Source organism: Bradyrhizobium sp. LTSP857, assembly GCF_000938285.1.
Classification (GTDB): Bacteria; Pseudomonadota; Alphaproteobacteria; order Rhizobiales; family Xanthobacteraceae; genus Bradyrhizobium.
In genome coordinates, this window is the sequence record NZ_JYMS01000007.1 from 227,147 (window position 1) to 245,240 (window position 18,094).

An 18,094-nucleotide genomic window follows, 5' to 3' on the forward strand; every position below is an offset into this window, starting at 1 on the left:
TTACGACCGCAACCCCGGCGCTTCCTGCCCCGTGCGGGCGACGTATTCGGTGTAGCCGCCGCCAAACTGGTGGATGCCATCCGGCGTCAGCTCCAGCACGCGGTTCGACAGCGTCGCCAAAAAATGCCGGTCATGCGAGACGAACAGCATGGTGCCTTCGAAATCCGACAGCGCCGTGATCAGCATCTCCTTGGTGGCGAGATCGAGATGGTTGGTCGGCTCGTCCAGCACCAGAAAGTTTGGCGGATCGAACAGCATCTTGGCCATCACCAGCCGCGCCCTCTCGCCGCCCGACAGCACGCGGCAGCGCTTCTCGACGTCGTCGCCGGAGAAGCCGAAGCAGCCTGCGAGTGCGCGCAGGGAGCCCTGCCCCGCGGTCGGAAACGCATATTCGAGCGACTCGAACACCGTCTGCTCGCCGTCGAGCAGGTCCATCGCGTGCTGGGCGAAATAGCCCATCTTGACGCTGCCGCCGACCGCCACAGTGCCCTGATCCGGCTCGCTCGCACCGGCAATGAGCTTGAGCAGCGTCGACTTGCCGGCGCCGTTGACGCCCATCACGCACCAGCGCTCGCGGCGGCGGATCATGAAATCGAGCCCGTCATAGATGCGCTTGCTGCCATAGCCCTTGTGGACATTCTTCAAGGCCACGACGTCCTCGCCCGAACGCGGCGCCGGCAGGAAGTCGAAGGCAATGGTCTGGCGACGGCGCGGCGGCTCGACCCGCTCGATCTTGTCGAGCTTCTTCACGCGGCTCTGCACTTGAGCTGCATGCGAAGCGCGCGCCTTGAAGCGCTCGATGAACTTGATCTCCTTGGCGAGCATAGCCTGCTGGCGCTCGAACTGCGCCTGCTGCTGCTTCTCGTTCAGCGCACGCTGCTGCTCGTAGAACTCGTAATTGCCGGCGTAGGTGGTGAGCGAGCCGGAATCGATCTCGACCACCTTTGAGATCACGCGGTTGATGAACTCGCGGTCATGCGAGGTCATCAACAGCGTGCCTTCGTAATCGTGCAAAAACTTCTCGAGCCAGATCAGGCTTTCCAGATCGAGATGGTTGCTCGGTTCGTCGAGCAGCATGACGTCGGGACGCATCAGAAGAATGCGGGCCAGCGCCACGCGCATCTTCCAGCCGCCGGAGAGTTTTCCGACGTCGCCGTCCATCATCTCCTGGCTGAAGCCGAGGCCTGAGAGCGCCTCGCGCGCCCGGCCGTCCAGCGCATAGCCGTCGAGCTCCTCAAAGGCGTGCTGCACCTCGCCATAGCGGGCGATGATCTCGTCCATCTGATCGGCCTTATCGGGGTCGGCCATCGCGGTCTCAAGCTCGTGCAGCTCGGCCGCGACCACACTCACCGGCCCTGCCCCGTCCATGACCTCAGCCACGGCGCTGCGGCCGGACATCTCGCCGACATCCTGGTTGAAATAGCCGATGGTGATGCCGCGGTCGGTCGAGACCTGCCCTTCGTCGGGCAGTTCCTCACCGGCGATCATCCGGAACAGGGTGGTCTTGCCTGCGCCATTCGGCCCGACGAGGCCGATCTTCTCGCCCTTGTTGAGGGCGGCGGAGGCTTCGATGAACAGGATCTGGTGGCCGGCTTGCTTGCTGACGTTGTCGAGGCGGATCATGATGTCTTCTGGGGGAATTTTTGCGTTGCGGCGTAATAGGCCATGCGGGCCGCCAAGGGAAGCCCGGCCAGACCCGGATCAGCCCCGGCCGGTCGTCAAATTCCCGCAATTCCCCCAGAAGCTTAGGGCTTGTAGACCTCCACGGTCTGCATCATGCCCATCTCCTCATGGTTCATCATGTGGCAGTGGAGCATGTAGACACCGGTGAAATCGATAAAGCGTGAGCGGAACACGACCTGGCCGCCCTTGCGCTCGACGATCACGGAATCCCGCCATTCCGGCACGGCCAGCGTCTTGCCGTTGACCGAGACCACCTGGAACGGGTTGGTGTGGATGTGGAAGACGTGGTCGTCATGCTCATGGGTGTTGACGATGGTCCACTCCTCGACCGCCCCGAGCTTGACCCGCTGGTCGATGCGGCCGGGGTCGAACTTCTTGCCGTCGACGAAGAACTCGAATTCCTGCCAATGGCCGGCGGCGTCGGCTTCCGGCGCGGTCGCCGACAGCACCACCTTGCGGCGGTTGGTGATCTCCGTGTCCTTGATGGCCGCGAGCGGCGCCGGCGGCAGGGCGCGCGGCAGCTTCATGTCCATCGGCGCGCCTGACACCACGACCCGCGCCAGCGGCCCCACCGGCGAAGGGTGGCCCTGATCGTAAGGCGCCGCGTTGAAGGCGTAGGTGCCGGGGCTGCCTGCTTTCACCAGAATATCGGCGCGCTGGCCCGGCGCGATCAGGACCTGCTTGAGCGACTGCATGGCGCCGAGCTGGATACCGTCATAGGCGATCGCCTGCAGATCGTGCTTCTCGAGATCGAGCAGCATGTCGTCCTGATAGGCGGCATTGAGGATACGCCAGCGCTGAACCTCGCCGGGCCGCATCTCGATCGCCGGCCGCCGCTGCCCGTTGATCGCGAGGAAGCGCGTCGCAGTCTCCGGAAACAGCGTCTCGAAATTCTCGACCATGCCGTTGGCGTCGTAGACCACTTGGGTCAGCACCATGAGGCGCTCGCGGGCAGTGGCGATCTCGGGAACGTCGGCGAAATCGCCCTCGATGACGACGGCGCCGACCATGCCGGAGGACATCTGGATATCGGCGCTGCCGTGGTGATGCGGGTGATACCAATAGGTGCCCCTGGTGTGATCGGCCGGCAGGGTGATTTCGATGTTGTAGCTGCGGCCCGGGGCCATCGAGCGCATGACGTTGTCGGAAATCCCGCTCGGGCTGGTATGCGCGCCGTGGAAATGGAAATTGGTGTTGTTGAACTGGTGCGGATGGCTGATGTCGGCCGGCAATCCATCGCGGTTCGGCGGCAGGTCGTTGATCATCTTGATGCGCAGGGTTTCGCCGGGCTTCATGCGCAAGGTCGGTCCGGGGCTGCCACCTTCATAGGACCTGACGCAGAGCCTGACGCCGCCGATCTGGCGATAGGCATAGCCGACGCGCAAGGTCGTGCTGAGCACGCCGTTGACGGACCGCCGCACCTCGGGCTCGAGCAGCGGCTGATCCATCGCGGGGACCGGGGTTTCCGGAATCATCCCCATCGTCGGTGACATGTCCGCGGCGTGCGATGCGCCCGCATGGTCGTGCATGGCGTGCTGGGCCTTCGCGGCCCCTGCGACCAGCGACAACGCGCCCACCTTGAGACCGTAATCGAGCAATTGGCGCCGCGAGAGCTTTGTCATATCCGCCGTGACTGGAGAGACGTCGTTCGGATCGTGCTGCATTTGAGTTTCGCCCCCGTTGCCGATCCGTCTTCAGTTCGATTCGATTCTAAAGCAAGCGCGAACGACGATTCCATCCGGGAAGCGCACGACATTCACCGGTTGTAAACGCCCCGACCCTTTCTATCGTCGTATGACGAATCATGACGGATTCGAGCTAGCATTGGCGCGTACTCTCTGGGCATCGATGCCGCGAGCATCATGATGTCGTCGAAACCCTGTACAAGGATCAGATCATGAGGCCTTCGCGACGCGAGTTCGTGAAGTGGTTATCGGCGGGAGGCATCTCGGTCAGCCTGTCGCATCTGGCTTCGGCGGCGGGAGTTTCCTTCGCGGCCCACGAGACGCTGCCGGGACGCGGTAACTTCAATCCCGCAACAAAGGGCGCCGGCCGTGTCGACGGCGTCGCCAAGGTCACCGGCGCAAAGCTTTACGCCTCCGACTTCCGCGCCAACGATCTGCCGGGTTGGCCGTCAGCCACCTCGCACGCCATCCTGGTCCGCGCCAATGACGCCACGCATGTCTACACCGGCATGGACCTCGCCCGCCTCGGCGGCGCGCTCAAGCCGTCGGTGGTGGTGACTGCCGCCGATCTCGACCGGATCGGGACGCAGGTGCCGGAATTCTATGCGGGCGACCTGTTCTGTCCGATCGGCAAGACGCCGCTCTATCTCGGCCAGCCGGTCGCGCTTTTGATCTTCGAAAAGTTCGACGCCTTCGACCAGGCGCGTCTCGCGCTGCGCGACGGCACGTTCGTCCAATTCGGCGAGGAGACCGGGCCAGTCGTCGTTCCCGATTACGGCGCCTTCCGCTTCACCCGCGTGGCAGGCCCCTCGCCTGACAAGCCGGATGTCTATTCGCCGCTCCAGGCCGGCTGGGTCTCGCCGAAGAAAGTACAGAGCGCGGCGCTGCCGGTGTGGTCGCCGCTCGCCAAGGAGATGCCGGCAGATTACGCCAAGGCGGCGAAATATGGCGAGCAGATCCGCGCCGAGCTTGCAGCGGATGACGCCTCCATGCTGGTGCTCGACCGCGAGTTCGAGACGCAATCGGTCGACCCGATGTTCCTGGAGCCGGAATGCGGGCTCGGCTGGTACAACGGCAAGGGCGGCAACCTCGAACTGCTGCTTGGCGTACAATCGCCCTACGAGGCGGCGGAGTCGATCGCGCATCTGTTTGGCAAGGCCCGCGCGCCCTACAAGCCGGCGCACATCAACGCGCAGTTCGCCCATGTCGGCGGCGGCTTTGGCGGACGCGATCACACGCCTTTCATTCTCTATGTTGCGCTTGCGGCGGTCTGCTTTCCCGGTAAGCCCGTGCGGCTGGCACATGACCGCTACCAGCAGTTTCAGGCCGGCATCAAGCGCCACGCGATCAAGATGCGCTCGCGCATCGGCATCGATCGCGCGACCGGCAAGATCAAGGCGTTCGCCGCCGATCACGTGCTCGACGGCGGCGGGCTCGCCCATTTCTCGGCCAGCGTCGCCGTCGTCGCGGGCACGGGCGCGATCGGCATCTACGACATTCCAAAGGTCGACGTCAGGACCGTCGCGGTGCACTCGCGCGGTGTGAGCGCGGGCTCGATGCGCGGCTACGGCATCCTGCAAGCCATGACGGCGCTGGAGGTCCTGATCGACGAGGCGGCGTCCGAGCTCAAGCGCGATCCGATCGAATTCCGGCGGCGCAATGCGCTGCCCCAGAACGGCCGGACCATGACGGGCAATCCCTACATCGTCTCGGTGCGCACGCCCGAAATCCTTGACAAGCTCGAGCAGCATCCGATCTGGCAGCAGCGGGCACAATTCAAGCAGACATCGTCGGATCGGCTGGTCGGCACCGGCGTCGCCTGCGTGACGAAAGACTACGGCTCCGGCGCGGACGGCTCGCTCGGACGCGTGGAGCTTGCCCCCGACGGCAGGATCGTAATCTATTGCGATCATGTCGAGATGGGCAACGGCATCGGCACGGCCTTGGCCAACCGGGTCGCAAGCCATCTCGGCGCCATCGCCGACGAGGTCTCGGTCGCCCGCGTCGACAGCTATGACGTACTCGGACTGGTCACGTCCGGCGATCCCTCCACCATGGACCAGAAGACCCAGGATGCCGCGGAGAAAAATCCGCGCTGGGTGCCCGCGATCAGCTCGCCGACGAGCTCCTCGATCGGCGCGCATGTCGGCACCCATTCCGCCGGGGAAGCCGCCCGCGTCATTTTCCGCTTCGGCCTATGGCCCGCGGCGCTTGAGCTGTGGCGCATCCCGAAGACCGATCCCCGCGCCAAGCAATCGGCGATCGCAAGCTGGCAGAACGGCCAGCTCACGATGCCGGGCCTGGAGCCGCTGGCACTCCCCGTGCTTGCGGCAACCGCCCATGCGCGTGGCTTCGTCACCGGTGCGGTCGCGCACAGCTTCTCCCGCTGGGCGTGGTCGCGGGCACGCTTTCCGCTGTTCGGCGAGCAATACCGCGCCGACATCGACGCGCTGGCGATCCGCAGGGGCAACGGCAAGTTCGAACGGATCAACCGTGTCAGCGTCAAGTTTCCGCCGACCGACAACAACCGGATCGGCACCGCCTACACCTCGATGTGCGGCACGGTCGTCCGCGTCGAGATCGAGCGCGCGACCGGGAGCTTGCGCATCGCCAAGGCCTACAGCGTGTTCGAATGTGGCACCGCGCTGGTGCCTGAGGTGGTGATGGGCCAATCCCAGGGCGGTTTCGCCATGGGCGTCGGCTATGCGCTGCTGGAGACGCTGCCGCCCTTCGAGGGCGGTCCCGGAAACGGCGAATGGAATCTCGGGCGCTATCTGGTCGCACGCGGCTCCGACCTGCCGCTCCGCGATCTCGAGATCGAGATGCTGAAGCCGCTAGTACCAGACGAAGCACCGAAGGGCATGGCCGAAGTCGTGATGATCCCGATCGTGCCGGCGCTGATCAACGCCATCCATGACGCCACCGGCCATCGCTTTCGCGCGCTGCCGGTCACCGCAAGCCTATTGAAGGGAGTGCTCGCGTGACGACCCTCAGCCTTACCATCAACGGCCAGAAGCACGGTCCGATGGACGTCCGCGACGACCTCTCGATGAACGATTTTCTGCGCGAGATGCTCGGCATGACCGGCACCAAGTTCGGCTGCGGCGCCGCGCAATGCCTGAGCTGCGCCATCATCGTCGACGCGCCTGATGGCACCAGCACCACCAGCCCGACCTGCGTCGCCCCGGCCGTGAATTTTGACGGCAAGTCGATCCGCACCGTCGAGGGGCACGCCAAGGACGGCGAACTCTCGGCCCTGCAAAAAGCCTTCGTCGACCACTTCGCCTTCCAGTGCGGCTACTGCACCGCCGGCTTTCTCAACGAGGGACAGGTGCTTCTGGAACGACTGTCGCATGCGCCGGTCGCGCGCGAGGCGCTGGAGCAGACCATCGCGGATGCGCTCGATGGCCATCTCTGCCGCTGCACCGGTTACATCAAATATCACGAGGCGGTGCGTGACGTGATCCTCGCCGATTCAAACCGCTACCTCATCGCCACCAAGTGAGCGTGCCTGGGGGCACACGAGCCATGATCTCCGACGCACGATTCAAGACGATTGCCGTGATCGCGGCGCTCGCGAGCAGCCTGTGCGCGGCCTACGCGGCCTCGGAGACGGCGAGCCACGCGCTGGCTTCGCCAGAGAGCTTTGCCGCGATCAGCGACACCGAGAAGCGCTCGGCGGCGATCTTCACCGAGCTCGGAAGAGTCCTGACGCATCCGCGCTGCACCAATTGCCATCCGGCCGGCGACAGGCCGCACCAGGGCGACAATGCCCGCCTCCATCAGCCGCCGGTCACGCGCGGCGCCGACGGCCACGGCCTGGAGGCGATGCGCTGCAACAGCTGCCACCAGCAGGCCAATTTCGAGCCCGGCCGCATGCCCGGCCATCCCGACTGGCATCTGGCGCCACGCGAGATGGCCTGGGAGGGCAAGACCGTCGGCGAGATCTGCGAGCAGATCAGGGATCCCGCGCGCAATGGCGGACGCAAGGTGGAAGACCTGATCGACCATATCGGCAAGGACACCCTGGTCGGCTGGGCCTGGAAGCCCGGCTTCGGCCGCTCGCCCGTGCCGGGCACGCAAGAGCAGGCCGGCGCACTGGTCGAGGCCTGGGTGAAGACCGGAGCGGCGTGTCCGGCTCCTTAGCGGGTGCTCACAAATTCGATTCGGATGAATAGCCGCTCTACACATGGGAGCAGACATGGTCAGCCCACCTTAAAGAGTCGGCTAAGGGCCAACAGCGGAAATGAAGTGCGGCTCAAAAAGAGGCCGGGCGCGCGCCCCTTAGCAGTCATCCGCAGCGGACCACTCCGGCGCCCGGCCCTTTAGGACGCTAATTCACCTTGCGGACCTGCGGAAGCTGATACGCGCCGCTGAGAATTTCCTGGCTTGGCTGATAAAGACGAAGCATGACGTAGAAGTCACCTTTCGGCGCCGGTAGCCAGTTGGCAGCCGCCTCGCCCGTTGGGGTCTCAGCCTGGATCGGTATAGTAATTGAACCATCCGATCCTTTTATCATGCCCTTTGTGTCCGTCCCGACCTTGAAACGATGGATCGGGTTCGCGACGAGCATCTTGTCGGAGGCGTTGTACATGGTGAGCGACCAGAAAGCTCCGACCGGCGGCTCGCGGTCGAACTTCACGATATACTTGTTCGAGCCATTCAAAACGTTCCCATCGGCATCGGTGTAGCGGATCGGGTACATCGCTTCCTTCTCGCCATTCCCGCCGAGATAGGGTCCCGCGACCATCGCCCGAAGCGGATAGTTGAAGCCGAAGCTGTCGAGCCCCGTCACCCAGTCCCAGCCGTTGCGGCGAGTGGCGGTGCTGGCAAAGGATGAGATCGAGACTGCCGGACCGTCCGCGAGTCCTCGCAGCAAGCCCTTTCGCGTCTCCGGACGGACCTTCGATGGATCGAAACCGTCATTGGTCAAACCGATACGGGCAAATTGTCCGAACAGAGCCTCATCAACCGTCTTCACCTTGTTCGACTTGAGTGCAAAGGCCAGCTGCGTCAGGAAGCCAAGTTCGTCATTCGCGATAGACGGCAGAGGACTCAGCGTTGCTGTTGACGGCTTTCCGCTCAACGGCTCTACCTTGAATTTCGCCTGGAGATCGTGAACAAGCTGTGGCGTAGCGCCTACTGCGCCAAGGCGCCCCCAAAGCCACACTTTATTCGTCGTCACGTCGAGACGCTTCACATCAGGCGGAAGTTGCCCGCTCCAGCCCGGCGGCACGACGGCAAACCGCCCGGCCTTCGTTCCTGTAGTGCGACGACCGATGTAATGCTCAAGCTCCTGCCACATGTTGAAGACGTCGATGACGTAGTAGCGGTCGCTCGTATCGGGGACTGTGATGAGGTACGGCTCGTTGAGCGTCACGACCGCGCTGAGATAGTAGGTATCATTATTCGCCGTCGGCATGTCCTTTGCGGCGGGAGTCGCCAGCTCCTGTGCCCAGCCAACCTGGTTGAGCGGGGCGCGATAGCTCGTATCCGGCTTCGGCGAGGGGACATCGGTGTATTCACGCGCAACACGCTCCATCCGCACGAGCGGATAGCCCCAAACGTAGACGGATACGCCGAGGTGATAGCCGTCCGCTTCGAGTCCTTTGGCAAGGACTTCGGGTGAAGCCGGCGTCGTCAGCAACTTGTCCTCGACTTCCGCAGCTTTCATAGCTGTCGGGAATGCGCACCATGTCAGAAGCAACAGCAATGACCGCGCTGCAGGGCGTCGTGAAGTAGCCGATAGAAACATCGTAGCTCTCCTCTTTTTTTGCTTTCACATTGCGATTATGAGCGGTAGTTCCCCCCAATCCGACTCTGCTGTTCGCGCGATTGAGCCCGTGATGCGAACGGCGGGAACCGACCGCTTTCTTGTGTTCGGAACGGGCTGTACTACCTGCAGATGCAGGCTCTCCCTTCTATGCCAAATACGCAACGTGGCAAATTGCGCAGGGTTCCGGTGTCAGCATTGAGTCATAAGCGGCAGTAGACGCCAAGCTGGATCGGCGTCCGGTTTGCCTTTGAGAGCCGACATGACACGTCTTCAAGCGACCTTCGGCTAAGAGCCACAACCGGACATCGCTCTTCAGAGCATCATGAGGTTGCGAACCCCTTCGTCCCCCTTCGTCGTCGCCCTTGCCGATCACCTGATATCTCCAGCCTTTGTTATGCAAAGGTTGCGGAGTTTAGGATTTTCCCGAGTAAGGCTTTGGCGATCCCGCAGACCGCGCCGACGTCCTTCGTAGAGAACGCAAACATCAATCAGTGTTTCGGCGCTAATGTCTGACGCAGCGATTCCGAATGAGCTAAGCATTCCACTGACAAGGCAACTGTTGAATCTTTCCGACAGCAGAATTACCGTCGTAACAATGCCGTTATTTCCATCCGTGACAGTCATGGTGAGACACTTGGGACTCTCGGACGTCACCTGCTTTTCCAAGGTCTCTATCTCGTAATCCGAAAAGCCCAGAGACTTAAAAGCAGGCTTGTCATACTTTAACCGCGCGAAGACCTTCGTATCATGAACGATCGAGACAGAAGAGTTCTTTGCGGGAGTGTGGTCGATTGTTAGACCTGCGGCGGCGGAGAGACGACGTAGATCCTGCTCAACCAAAGACTGGCTATCGTATGAGAGGTCGCCGATATCAAAATAATTGAGGGATGAATCGCTTCGGGGAAGCCGCGAGTTCGTTCCCAGTGGATGCATCTTTCTTCCAATTGAATGAGCCAAGGGTCTGCATACCCTGCGCGGTCGCGTCCTGCGCGAATGAGGGGATGAAACACCAAAGTACCGAAACAAGCGCTGCCGAAGCGACGACACCCCTGCAACGACGTCGCTCTGGCTGGAACGCATGGATCGATCGCGCTGCAAAAATGATCATTACAGGCTGCAAATGAATAGGACCTCCCGGAACAGCTCCTGTAGTGCTACACGTTAAGCGTGAAATCTCTCCGAAGCGTCAATAGACCGGCGAAACTTCTCAAGGGGCTGTTTGAGCGTCGATGGTCCGCTTCGGGCCAGCAGCGGACGCGGGGCGTTGAGGCTGCTCGGGGTCAGCGCTCGCGCCGATAGTGCATAGCGACCGCGCCGCTGCGGAGCGGCTTCGCCGAGACCAGCTTGAGCCGTCGTGCACTGGGCAGCCCACCCTGGTACAGAGTCGGGCCGTGGCCGGCGATCCTGGGGTGGACGAGGAGCTGATATTGGTCGATCAGATCCAGCCGGTCCAGCTCGGTTGCGAGTTTGCCGCTACCGAGGAGCACGCCGGCCGGAGTCGCGTCCTTGAGCCTCTGTACGCCTGTTCGCAGGTCGCCGGCGATGGAGTGGCTGTTGGCCCACGGGAAGTCCGTTCGCGTCGACGACACCACGTACTTCGGTTTGGCGTCCAGCTTGACCGCCCACTCGCGTATCGCCGGCGGCGCCTCCACGTCGCCGCGAGCGACCGCCGGCCAGTAGCTCTCCATCATCTCGTAGGTGATGCGGCCCCACAGCATCGCCCCGCCCTCGTCCATAAGGCGGGTGAAGAACGCGTGGGTCTCGTCGTCAGCAATTCCCTCCTCATGGTCGACGCAGCCGTCCAGGGTGACGTTTATGCTGAAGGTCAATAGTCCCATGCGACCAGCCTAAGCCATCCGCTCAAAAAGATGTAGGGCTATTGCTCGCGGTTCATGTTCAACTTCGGCTATACGTCATTCGCGTCGGTTGAGCCCGACCTCTGTGATGCCCGGTATCCCCCTCTGAGCCGACATGACAACGCGGCCGAAAATTGTCGCGAAGGGCCACTTTCGGACTCATGCGCCGCAACAAAAAGCGCCTTCAATATCGCCCTCGATCATCAATGTCCGGGATATATTCGGGGGATACTGACCGCTTTTGTGAGAGATGATCCAATGGAGCCCATCAGTGCAGATCTTTCCACGATACTAAATCGCATCCTTGATACGGCGGCAGATAATCTCAGGATTGCAAAGATTCTCGTTCAAATGGGGCTTGATCCCAACAACATCACCTACGACGCACTGTTTGATCGGCTGCTGGAAATTGTGCTGGCCAACATCACGCTCGCCAACATGTTTGCCTTGGTCGGCGCAATCTTCTTTGTCGCTACCTTGCTGATGCAGAGAATGGTGCCGCTGCGGGTCGCGAATATGGTCGGCTGTGCATTCTTCGCAACCTCTGGCGCGCTTTCCGGAAGCGTCGCCACCTTTCTGCTTTATCTGCTGTTGCTGCCGGTCAATGCCGTTCGTCTCCGTCAACTGCTCAGGCTCGTTAAGAAGGCACGTAACGCGATGCAAGGTGACGTGTCGATGGAATGGCTCAAACCGTTCATGACCGAACGCAGATATCGCCATGGCGACCGATTATTTAGGAAGGGTGATGCGGCGGCCGAAATGTTTCTCACCGTCACCGGGAAGTTTCTCGTCAAAGAAATCGGCGTCGAGCTTCCGCCAGGGCGTCTCATGGGAGAACTTGGCTTCCTTGCGCCCGATAACCGACGAACCGGCACGGTCGAGTGCATAGAAGACGGACAAGTCCTGACTATAACTTATGAAAGGTTGCTTGAAATCTACTTTCAAAGTAATCAGCAATTCGGCTACCACATCCTCCTCCTCACCAGTCAGCGTCTGCTGGAAAACAACCAGCGCCTCCAGGAAAACATCTCGCGGCTAGAAGCAACTCTCGCGCAAGAGAAAGCGGCGCGACAGACCCCAGCCGCGGATGGCACGGCTTGAAACTTGGCTCTTGATTGCTCCACTATTGGTGAGAACTGTCCCGACGCGGTGCAGGTCTCGCGAGGCAACGACGTCCGCTCGGGGTCAAACTGAGAAGAACTCAACGTGGGCAAATTGCGGCCCGCTCTGCCTCACTAAGCAGACTTCGATCAGATGGACCGAATTCATCGTCTTTGCGTCAGAATCTCATGGGATCGCTGTATCGCAATCAGCTTGGGCCCAAGCTGAGCATCATGCTCGAGCGTGCCGGCCGCGAAACCATGACCTACGCCAATTCTGGTACAAGTGCTAAGGTAGGTAACGACTTTTAACGCGTCGCTATCGAGTGTTCCCCTCACGACTCTTTCGACCCGAGCACTCATCATTGCCAATGGAGCATGGTCCGGAGAGCTAATGTCGGCTTCTCTGCTGACGATCGTCACCTCGACGATTACTGGCGCGTCGATTCCTTCGGGAATATGGTCAAAGAGCACGCCACGTTGCGAACTAGCCACCGCGCAGGCCTCTGCCCGGTCGAATACAAGACAACCAACGATCAAACAAAGCGCGCAAAGCCTTGTCATCTTCCATGTGCGCATATTTGTACGCTGATCGCTAATCATCGCACCACGATGCCAAGTCTTCTTAAGGTCTGCAATGAGTCACTTGCCGACATCGCCGCAAGTCAGGCCTGCTCTACCTTCGCAAGCGAACACCCAGAATTTTGAGTAGACGCCCTACGCCCTTCGCATCAGCTTGAGCGACGCCGCGAGCCGCAGGCTGCGCTTGCCGGCAAGCGCAATGCCTTCAAGCTCGCCGCTATCCGACGTGCAGATGCCCGAGAAGCCGATTCCGACCTCGTAGCCGCCGAACACGGGATTGTCGCCCTTCGCCGGCGTGTGCTCCTGGTTGAGCATCTCGCCCTTCCAGCGGCCGTCCGTCGAGGAATAGGAGCCGAGATAATAGAAGAACGCATCGCCGCCGAGGATGCGGCCGTCGATCAGCAGCATCACGCCGGAGAGGCCGGCATCGACACCGTCGAGCGCGCGCAGACTCATTCCATAGAGCCCGTTGGCAATACCGCCCTCCCCGATCGTGCCGCGTGGCGGCAGCGCCCCGTCGTCGAGCCGCGTGAGGATGGCCCAGAAGTTGCCGCCCGGCATGGTGTCCGCGCTGCCCTCGAGGCGGATCTGGCTGCCGATCAACCGGCCGCGTGCACTGATCGAGGCGACATCGGCCCCCATCAGCGGCTTGTGGTGGGGATCGTCGTTATGCCGTTCGGTGATGACCTCGGCGATGATCTCGCCGTCGCGCTCAAAATAGGTTCCCAGATGCGCGAAGGCCGAATTGCCGCCGAGCATCTTGCCGTCATGCAGGCACATGATGCTGCGGCCGAAGCCATCGTGGATGCCGTATTCAACCTTGTAGAGTCCGTCCAGCAACGCAATCGACCCGCAAAATGAGAAGGAATGCAGGCTACCTAGCACCGCCGCCCGACCAAGACCATCCGGCTTTTCCGCGCAGGGACCACGCGCGGAGCCTATCCTTGCATGATGCCATCATGCCCCTGTTTTGCCCGACGGGTCAAACCATACTTCGTAAAATACGAAATAAGCGATTTCAACGACTTGGCTACTGTGCATGGGGTTGTTTTCGACCTTTTTGTTTTGGGCGGTCCGGACCGGCGCTCGAACCTGACGGCGCGAGCGCGCGACAGAACGGCATGAACCAAACAGAGCCGTCAGCCGAGAAGCAGATCGCATCGATCGTCGCCAGCGCGGCGAAGCAGCCGCTGCTCGATGCCGCATTCGAGCTCTGGCGCTGGCGCTACCGGCTGGACTCCATCGAGGGGCGTCCGACCGCCGAAGAGGTCCGCGTCAATCGCACCCTCACGCCGGAGCAGTTCAGCGCGAAATACCGCTACGAGCGCGACCATGCGCATGAAGGGCCGATGTTCGACTACCTGAAGCGCGCGCATCCGCACGCCAGTGACGACGCGATCAGGCAGGCGATCATCACCGCCGTTAAATTCGAGGGCGCGGCGGAAGCGCATTTCAATTGGGATGGCGATTTCTGGGACTGCATCGTGCGCGCGGTGGCGCAGGCGGCCGCGCAATATCCTGATTTCCTCGACACGACCTATCGCGACGCCCGCAACAATCTCGCCTACTACATGAAGTGAGCTAGAAGCACAGCGTGGTGACGAGCTTGCCCTGTTTGTCCTTGATCGCGTAAGGGCAGCGCAGCCGTTCCAGCGCCTTCTTGGCATCCTCGTCGCCGAGGGCGGCCGCGCGCTCGTAATAGGCCTTGGCGGCGTCCTTGTCCTTCGGGCCGCCACGGCCTTCCTGCGCGAAGGCACCCATCCGCTCCAGCGCGCCGGGATGGTTTTGCGCCGCCGCCTTCTCGAACATCGCGCGTGCCGCGACGTCATCCTTCTCGCCGCCATTGCCATTGGCGAGCATCAGGCCGAGCTGGTACTGCGCCTCCGCGTTGGTCTCCGCCGCCCGACCCAGCAGCGCGCGCGCCTGCGCAGGGTCCGCCGGCGCGGCACCGCCTGCGCTGCCGAGCGCTGCGAGGTTGGAGACACCGCGGGGATTACCCGCCTGCGCCGCCTTCTCGAACAGTTTTCGCGCCTGCGCTTCGTCCTTGGCAACGCCGGAGCCGGTGCCGTAGAGCACGCCGAGCTCGACCATCGCCGCGCTCGATCCCTTGTCGGCCGCTTTGCGCCAGGCGGCGATCGCGTCCGCCGTCTGGCGGTTGGCCGCATAGGCACGTCCAAGCGCGAACATCGCACGGCGCGAGGATGGCGCAGCCTGCTTGCAGAACTTGATGGCCGTCGCGACATCGGAGGCTGCGACTTCCGACACGCCTTTCACATCGGCCGGCTTGTCCGGGTCGCTCGGATCGGCGGCGACACGATCGCACAGGACGAGGTCGGCCGATTGCGCATGCGCTGCGACAGGCACTGCAAGCGCGACAAGGATGGCACAGAGATAGATCCGCATGGGCTTCAAGTTGCGTCCGCGTCCCGGCAAATTCAAGGCTCGAGTCCGGACTCGCGCAGCACAGGCGCGACTTCGGGCGATGCCAAATAGCGCAGCAGCCGATCGGCCGCCGAAGCATGCGTTGCGTTCGCCATTCGGCCGGCGGAAAACACGGCCGGTGTCTGCAAATCGTGCGGGATCGGGCCAACCACTTCGATGCCGTCGACCTGCTTCAGCTCGCTGATCTGCTGCACGGCGAGATCGGCCTCGCCGCTGACGAGCCGCTCGGCGGTAAAGCCCTGTTGCACGATGGTGGCCCTGGCGTTGATCTCGGCCGCGATCCCCATCCGCTCGATCAGCTGCGCAAAGTAGATCCCACTCGCACCGAGCCGTGAATAGGCGACGGATCGTGCCGCCAGCACCGTCTTGCGCAGCGCGGCCTCGGTCGCGATGTCGGGATGCGCATGCCCTGCCTTGACTGCGATGCCGACATAGGAGCGCGCCAGGTCGGCCGCGCTCTCCGCGATCACACGACCTTCGCCGATCATCTCGTCGAGCCCCTCGCGCGTGAGGATCACGAGATCTGGGGCCTCGCCCTCGCGCAGCCGCTTCAGCAAGGCCTGGGTTGGCGCGAAGTCGGCGTCGATGCGGACGCCGGCTGCGGCCTCGTAGGCGGAGGACAGGCTACGCATCGCGCCCATCAGGCCGAGCGTCGAGAGCATGCGAATTTTTTCCATGTGCAGTTCCCGTAACGATCAGGCGCGGTGCATCAGCTTGAGCGCGGCGGTCAGGCGCAGGCTGCGCTTGCCGGCAAGCGCGGTGGCCTCGAGCACGGCCTGCTCCGCGTCATACGTGCCGGAGAAGCCGATGCCGACCTCGTGGCCGCCGAAGATTGGATCGTCCTTGGCTGGCGTGTGCTCCTGATTGAGGATCTGGCCCTTCCAGCGGCCGTTCGCAGCGGTGTAGCTGCCGAGATAATAGAACGAGGCATCGCCGCCGAGGATGTGCCCCCGGTTCAGCAGCATCACGCCGGTGAGGCCGCCGTCGAGGCCATCCAGCATGCGGAGATGAATCGAGTAGAGGCCATCGGCGATGCCGGCCTCGCCGACACCACCGGCGATCGGCACCTCGTCTTCCGTGATCGGCGTCATCAGCGACTGGAAGGGCACGCCGGGCAGCTCCTTCAGCTCGCCCTTGAAGCGATAGAGATCGCCGTCGGCAAAACCCTTTGCGATCAGCGTCGCATCATCGGTGCCGGCCATGGCGCGATAGTTCGGATCGGGGTTGTGGCGGACGGTCTTGATGACGATGTCGACGCCGTCGGCGGTCTTCTCGTAGCTGCCGATATGGGCAAAGGCCGAATTGCCGCCGAGCATCTTGCCGCGGCCAGCATGCATCACGCTCCGGCCGACACTGTCGCCGAGCTGAAATCGTACCTTGTAGAAGCCTTCAAACACCAGCCGTCCCCGGCCCTGCGCGCATCCGAGGACACTCTATCCCGGTTTGGGCCGCGATGGACAGGCTTGATGCCGGCATGGCCGGCAGACCCACAACAAGCGCCGTCATCAGAATGCAAAAATCCGCCGGAGCCTTGCAGCTCCGGCGGATTGAAAGCCAACCCGGGCCAGCCCCCAGCCCGGGCCGGGAGAATCTTAGGCGACCGCCTTCTTTTCGGTCGGCACGGACGAGATCGTCTTCAGAATCTGCGAAGCGATCTGGTATGGGTCGCCCTGCGAGTTCGGACGGCGGTCTTCCAGATAGCCCTTGTAGCCGTTGTTGGCGAAGGAGTGCGGAACGCGGATCGAGGCTCCACGGTCGGCAATGCCGTAGCTGAACTTGTTCCAGGGCGCGGTCTCGTGCTTGCCGGTCAGACGCTTGTCGTTGTCCGGGCCGTAGACGGCGATGTGGTCCATGATGTTCTTGTCGAAGGCCGCCATCAGCGCCTCGAAGTACTCCTTGCCGCCGACCGTACGCATATACTCGGTCGAGAAGTTGGCGTGCATGCCGGAGCCGTTCCAGTCGGTGTCGCCGAGCGGCTTGCAGTGGAACTCGATGTCGATGCCGTAGCTCTCGGTGAGGCGCAGCATCAAATAGCGAGCCATCCACATCTCGTCAGCGGCCCTCTTGGAGCCTTTGCCGAAGATCTGGAATTCCCACTGGCCCTTCGCAACTTCCGCGTTGATGCCTTCGTGGTTGATGCCGGCCGCGAGGCAGAGGTTGAGATGCTCTTCCACGATCTTGCGGGCGACGTCGCCGACGTTCGAGTAGCCGACGCCGGTGTAGTATGGACCCTGCGGCGCCGGATAACCCGAAGCCGGGAAGCCGAGCGGACGGCCGTCCTTGTAGAAGAAGTATTCCTGCTCGAAGCCGAACCAAGCGCCGGAATCGTCGAGGATGGTGGCGCGCTTGTTGGTCGAGTGCGGGGTCTTGCCATCGGGCATCATGACTTCGCACATCACGAGCGCGCCGTTCTCACGCGCGGCGTCGGGATAGACGGCGACCGGCTTCAGCACGCAATCGGAGCTGTGGCCTTCGGCCTGCTGGGTGGAGGAGCCATCGAAGCCCCAGAGCGGGAGCTGCTCGAGCGTCGGGAACGACGCGAATTCCTTGATCTGAGTTTTGCCGCGCAAGTTCGGAGTCGGCGTATATCCGTCGAGCCAGATGTACTCGAGCTTATACTTGGTCATTGAGCCTCTCTGTAGATGATGCGAAAGGTGGGGGCCGAAGGCCCCCGCACGTTGTTTCCCGGCCAACATCGGCCGTCCGTTTACAAGCATTTAACGTGCCAAAAGGCCGCACTGCGGTAGGTTATCCCCGTTCCCGGGCGGGGCGATTTCATCAGTGACGATCCACAGGCGCGTGCGTCAAAGCAGCGCACCTTTGCGTTACCCCGCACCGCAAAAAACCCGCTGAAAACGCACGATTCTGAAGCACCTGCGGTTGAATCCCGACCTGCGACTAAACCAGCGCCAATCGCTCGTAATTTTTGCGAAGTCGGCTGCCTTGTTCCAGCAACCTTCGGAACGGCTC

16 protein-coding genes are annotated in these 18,094 nt (G+C 62.4%); 5 read left to right on the forward strand and 11 right to left on the reverse strand.

Annotated elements, in window-relative coordinates; all coding sequences use genetic code 11:
- Positions 1 to 1,623: an ABC-F family ATP-binding cassette domain-containing protein gene (locus tag UP06_RS02580; protein ID WP_045000193.1), complete on the reverse strand. Its 1,623-nt coding sequence runs from the start codon at positions 1,621 to 1,623 to the stop codon at positions 1 to 3.
- 122 nt (positions 1,624 to 1,745) lie between these two features.
- Positions 1,746 to 3,347, reverse strand: coding sequence for a multicopper oxidase family protein (locus UP06_RS02585; RefSeq protein ID WP_045000194.1), 1,602 nt, complete (start codon positions 3,345 to 3,347; stop codon positions 1,746 to 1,748).
- 233 nt (positions 3,348 to 3,580) lie between these two features.
- Here UP06_RS02585 and UP06_RS02590 point away from each other — a divergent pair, with 233 nt between their 5' ends.
- The 3 genes from UP06_RS02590 to UP06_RS02600 are packed head-to-tail and all read left to right on the forward strand — an operon-like array spanning position 3,581 to position 7,514.
- Entirely contained in the window at positions 3,581 to 6,352 is a 2,772-nt protein-coding gene (locus UP06_RS02590) for a xanthine dehydrogenase family protein molybdopterin-binding subunit (protein ID WP_045000196.1), read from the forward strand.
- Positions 6,349 to 6,873 (forward strand): (2Fe-2S)-binding protein, encoded by a 525-nt coding sequence (locus UP06_RS02595; RefSeq protein ID WP_045000198.1) that lies wholly within the window; start codon positions 6,349 to 6,351, stop codon positions 6,871 to 6,873. Before UP06_RS02590 ends, UP06_RS02595 begins: the two co-directional genes overlap by 4 nt.
- Before the next feature lie 23 nt (positions 6,874 to 6,896).
- Positions 6,897 to 7,514, forward strand: coding sequence for a hypothetical protein (locus UP06_RS02600; RefSeq protein ID WP_045000200.1), 618 nt, complete (start codon positions 6,897 to 6,899; stop codon positions 7,512 to 7,514).
- A 187-nt stretch (positions 7,515 to 7,701) separates the two neighbouring features.
- On the opposite strand, the gene UP06_RS02605 is transcribed toward UP06_RS02600, so the two are convergent.
- The 3 genes from UP06_RS02605 to UP06_RS02615 all read right to left on the reverse strand — a co-directional run bounded on the left by UP06_RS02605 (position 7,702) and on the right by UP06_RS02615 (position 10,982).
- A complete protein-coding gene (locus UP06_RS02605) occupies positions 7,702 to 9,081 on the reverse strand; it encodes a DUF1254 domain-containing protein (RefSeq protein WP_245305387.1) in 1,380 nt (459 codons plus the stop codon).
- Between the two features lie 432 nt (positions 9,082 to 9,513).
- Entirely contained in the window at positions 9,514 to 10,077 is a 564-nt protein-coding gene (locus UP06_RS02610; protein ID WP_045000204.1) for a hypothetical protein, read from the reverse strand.
- A 347-nt stretch (positions 10,078 to 10,424) separates the two neighbouring features.
- Positions 10,425 to 10,982 (reverse strand): dihydrofolate reductase family protein, encoded by a 558-nt coding sequence (locus tag UP06_RS02615; RefSeq protein ID WP_045000206.1) that lies wholly within the window; start codon positions 10,980 to 10,982, stop codon positions 10,425 to 10,427.
- A 276-nt stretch (positions 10,983 to 11,258) separates the two neighbouring features.
- Here UP06_RS02615 and UP06_RS02620 point away from each other — a divergent pair, with 276 nt between their 5' ends.
- On the forward strand, positions 11,259 to 12,101 hold the full coding sequence (locus tag UP06_RS02620) for a Crp/Fnr family transcriptional regulator (RefSeq protein ID WP_045000208.1): 843 nt from the start codon (positions 11,259 to 11,261) through the stop codon (positions 12,099 to 12,101).
- A gap of 164 nt (positions 12,102 to 12,265) precedes the next feature.
- On the opposite strand, the gene UP06_RS02625 is transcribed toward UP06_RS02620, so the two are convergent.
- Both UP06_RS02625 and UP06_RS02630 read right to left on the reverse strand, forming a co-directional pair.
- Positions 12,266 to 12,703 (reverse strand): hypothetical protein, encoded by a 438-nt coding sequence (locus tag UP06_RS02625; protein ID WP_156162725.1) that lies wholly within the window; start codon positions 12,701 to 12,703, stop codon positions 12,266 to 12,268.
- Positions 12,704 to 12,817: 114 nt separating this feature from the next.
- Positions 12,818 to 13,522: a hypothetical protein gene (locus tag UP06_RS02630; RefSeq protein ID WP_045000210.1), complete on the reverse strand. Its 705-nt coding sequence runs from the start codon at positions 13,520 to 13,522 to the stop codon at positions 12,818 to 12,820.
- A gap of 281 nt (positions 13,523 to 13,803) precedes the next feature.
- On the opposite strand from UP06_RS02630, the gene UP06_RS02635 reads away from it, so the two are divergent.
- The gene (locus tag UP06_RS02635) at positions 13,804 to 14,262 is read left to right on the forward strand and encodes a hypothetical protein (RefSeq protein ID WP_045000212.1); all 459 of its coding nucleotides are present in this window, start codon (positions 13,804 to 13,806) and stop codon (positions 14,260 to 14,262) included.
- A gap of 1 nt (position 14,263) precedes the next feature.
- Here the strand turns inward: UP06_RS02635 and UP06_RS02640 are convergent, their stop codons facing one another.
- The 4 genes from UP06_RS02640 to UP06_RS02655 form a co-directional block, all read right to left on the reverse strand.
- A complete protein-coding gene (locus UP06_RS02640) occupies positions 14,264 to 15,085 on the reverse strand; it encodes a tetratricopeptide repeat protein (protein ID WP_045000214.1) in 822 nt (273 codons plus the stop codon).
- A gap of 32 nt (positions 15,086 to 15,117) precedes the next feature.
- On the reverse strand, positions 15,118 to 15,801 hold the full coding sequence (locus UP06_RS02645; protein ID WP_045000216.1) for a substrate-binding domain-containing protein: 684 nt from the start codon (positions 15,799 to 15,801) through the stop codon (positions 15,118 to 15,120).
- A gap of 18 nt (positions 15,802 to 15,819) precedes the next feature.
- On the reverse strand, positions 15,820 to 16,521 hold the full coding sequence (locus UP06_RS02650) for a GrlR family regulatory protein (protein WP_045000218.1): 702 nt from the start codon (positions 16,519 to 16,521) through the stop codon (positions 15,820 to 15,822).
- A gap of 195 nt (positions 16,522 to 16,716) precedes the next feature.
- Positions 16,717 to 17,751, reverse strand: coding sequence for a glutamine synthetase beta-grasp domain-containing protein (locus tag UP06_RS02655; protein WP_045000220.1), 1,035 nt, complete (start codon positions 17,749 to 17,751; stop codon positions 16,717 to 16,719).
- Positions 17,752 to 18,094 lie beyond the last annotated feature (343 nt).

Excerpts from the sequence above, each read along its gene's own strand:
- UP06_RS02580 (WP_045000193.1), bottom strand. The coding sequence starts at position 1,623 with ATGATCCGCCTCGACAACGTCAGCAAGCAAGCCGGCCACCAGATCCTG.
- UP06_RS02600 (WP_045000200.1), top strand. The coding sequence starts at position 6,897 with ATGATCTCCGACGCACGATTCAAGACGATTGCCGTGATCGCGGCGCTC.
- UP06_RS02635 (WP_045000212.1), top strand. The coding sequence starts at position 13,804 with ATGAACCAAACAGAGCCGTCAGCCGAGAAGCAGATCGCATCGATCGTC.
- UP06_RS02645 (WP_045000216.1), bottom strand. The coding sequence starts at position 15,801 with ATGGAAAAAATTCGCATGCTCTCGACGCTCGGCCTGATGGGCGCGATG.
- UP06_RS02585 (WP_045000194.1), bottom strand. The coding sequence starts at position 3,347 with ATGCAGCACGATCCGAACGACGTCTCTCCAGTCACGGCGGATATGACA.
- UP06_RS02610 (WP_045000204.1), bottom strand. The coding sequence starts at position 10,077 with ATGCATCCACTGGGAACGAACTCGCGGCTTCCCCGAAGCGATTCATCC.
- UP06_RS02640 (WP_045000214.1), bottom strand. The coding sequence starts at position 15,085 with ATGCGGATCTATCTCTGTGCCATCCTTGTCGCGCTTGCAGTGCCTGTC.
- UP06_RS02615 (WP_045000206.1), bottom strand. The coding sequence starts at position 10,982 with ATGGGACTATTGACCTTCAGCATAAACGTCACCCTGGACGGCTGCGTC.
- UP06_RS02655 (WP_045000220.1), bottom strand. The coding sequence starts at position 17,751 with ATGACCAAGTATAAGCTCGAGTACATCTGGCTCGACGGATATACGCCG.
- UP06_RS02620 (WP_045000208.1), top strand. The coding sequence starts at position 11,259 with ATGGAGCCCATCAGTGCAGATCTTTCCACGATACTAAATCGCATCCTT.
- UP06_RS02590 (WP_045000196.1), top strand. The coding sequence starts at position 3,581 with ATGAGGCCTTCGCGACGCGAGTTCGTGAAGTGGTTATCGGCGGGAGGC.
- UP06_RS02625 (WP_156162725.1), bottom strand. The coding sequence starts at position 12,703 with ATGATTAGCGATCAGCGTACAAATATGCGCACATGGAAGATGACAAGG.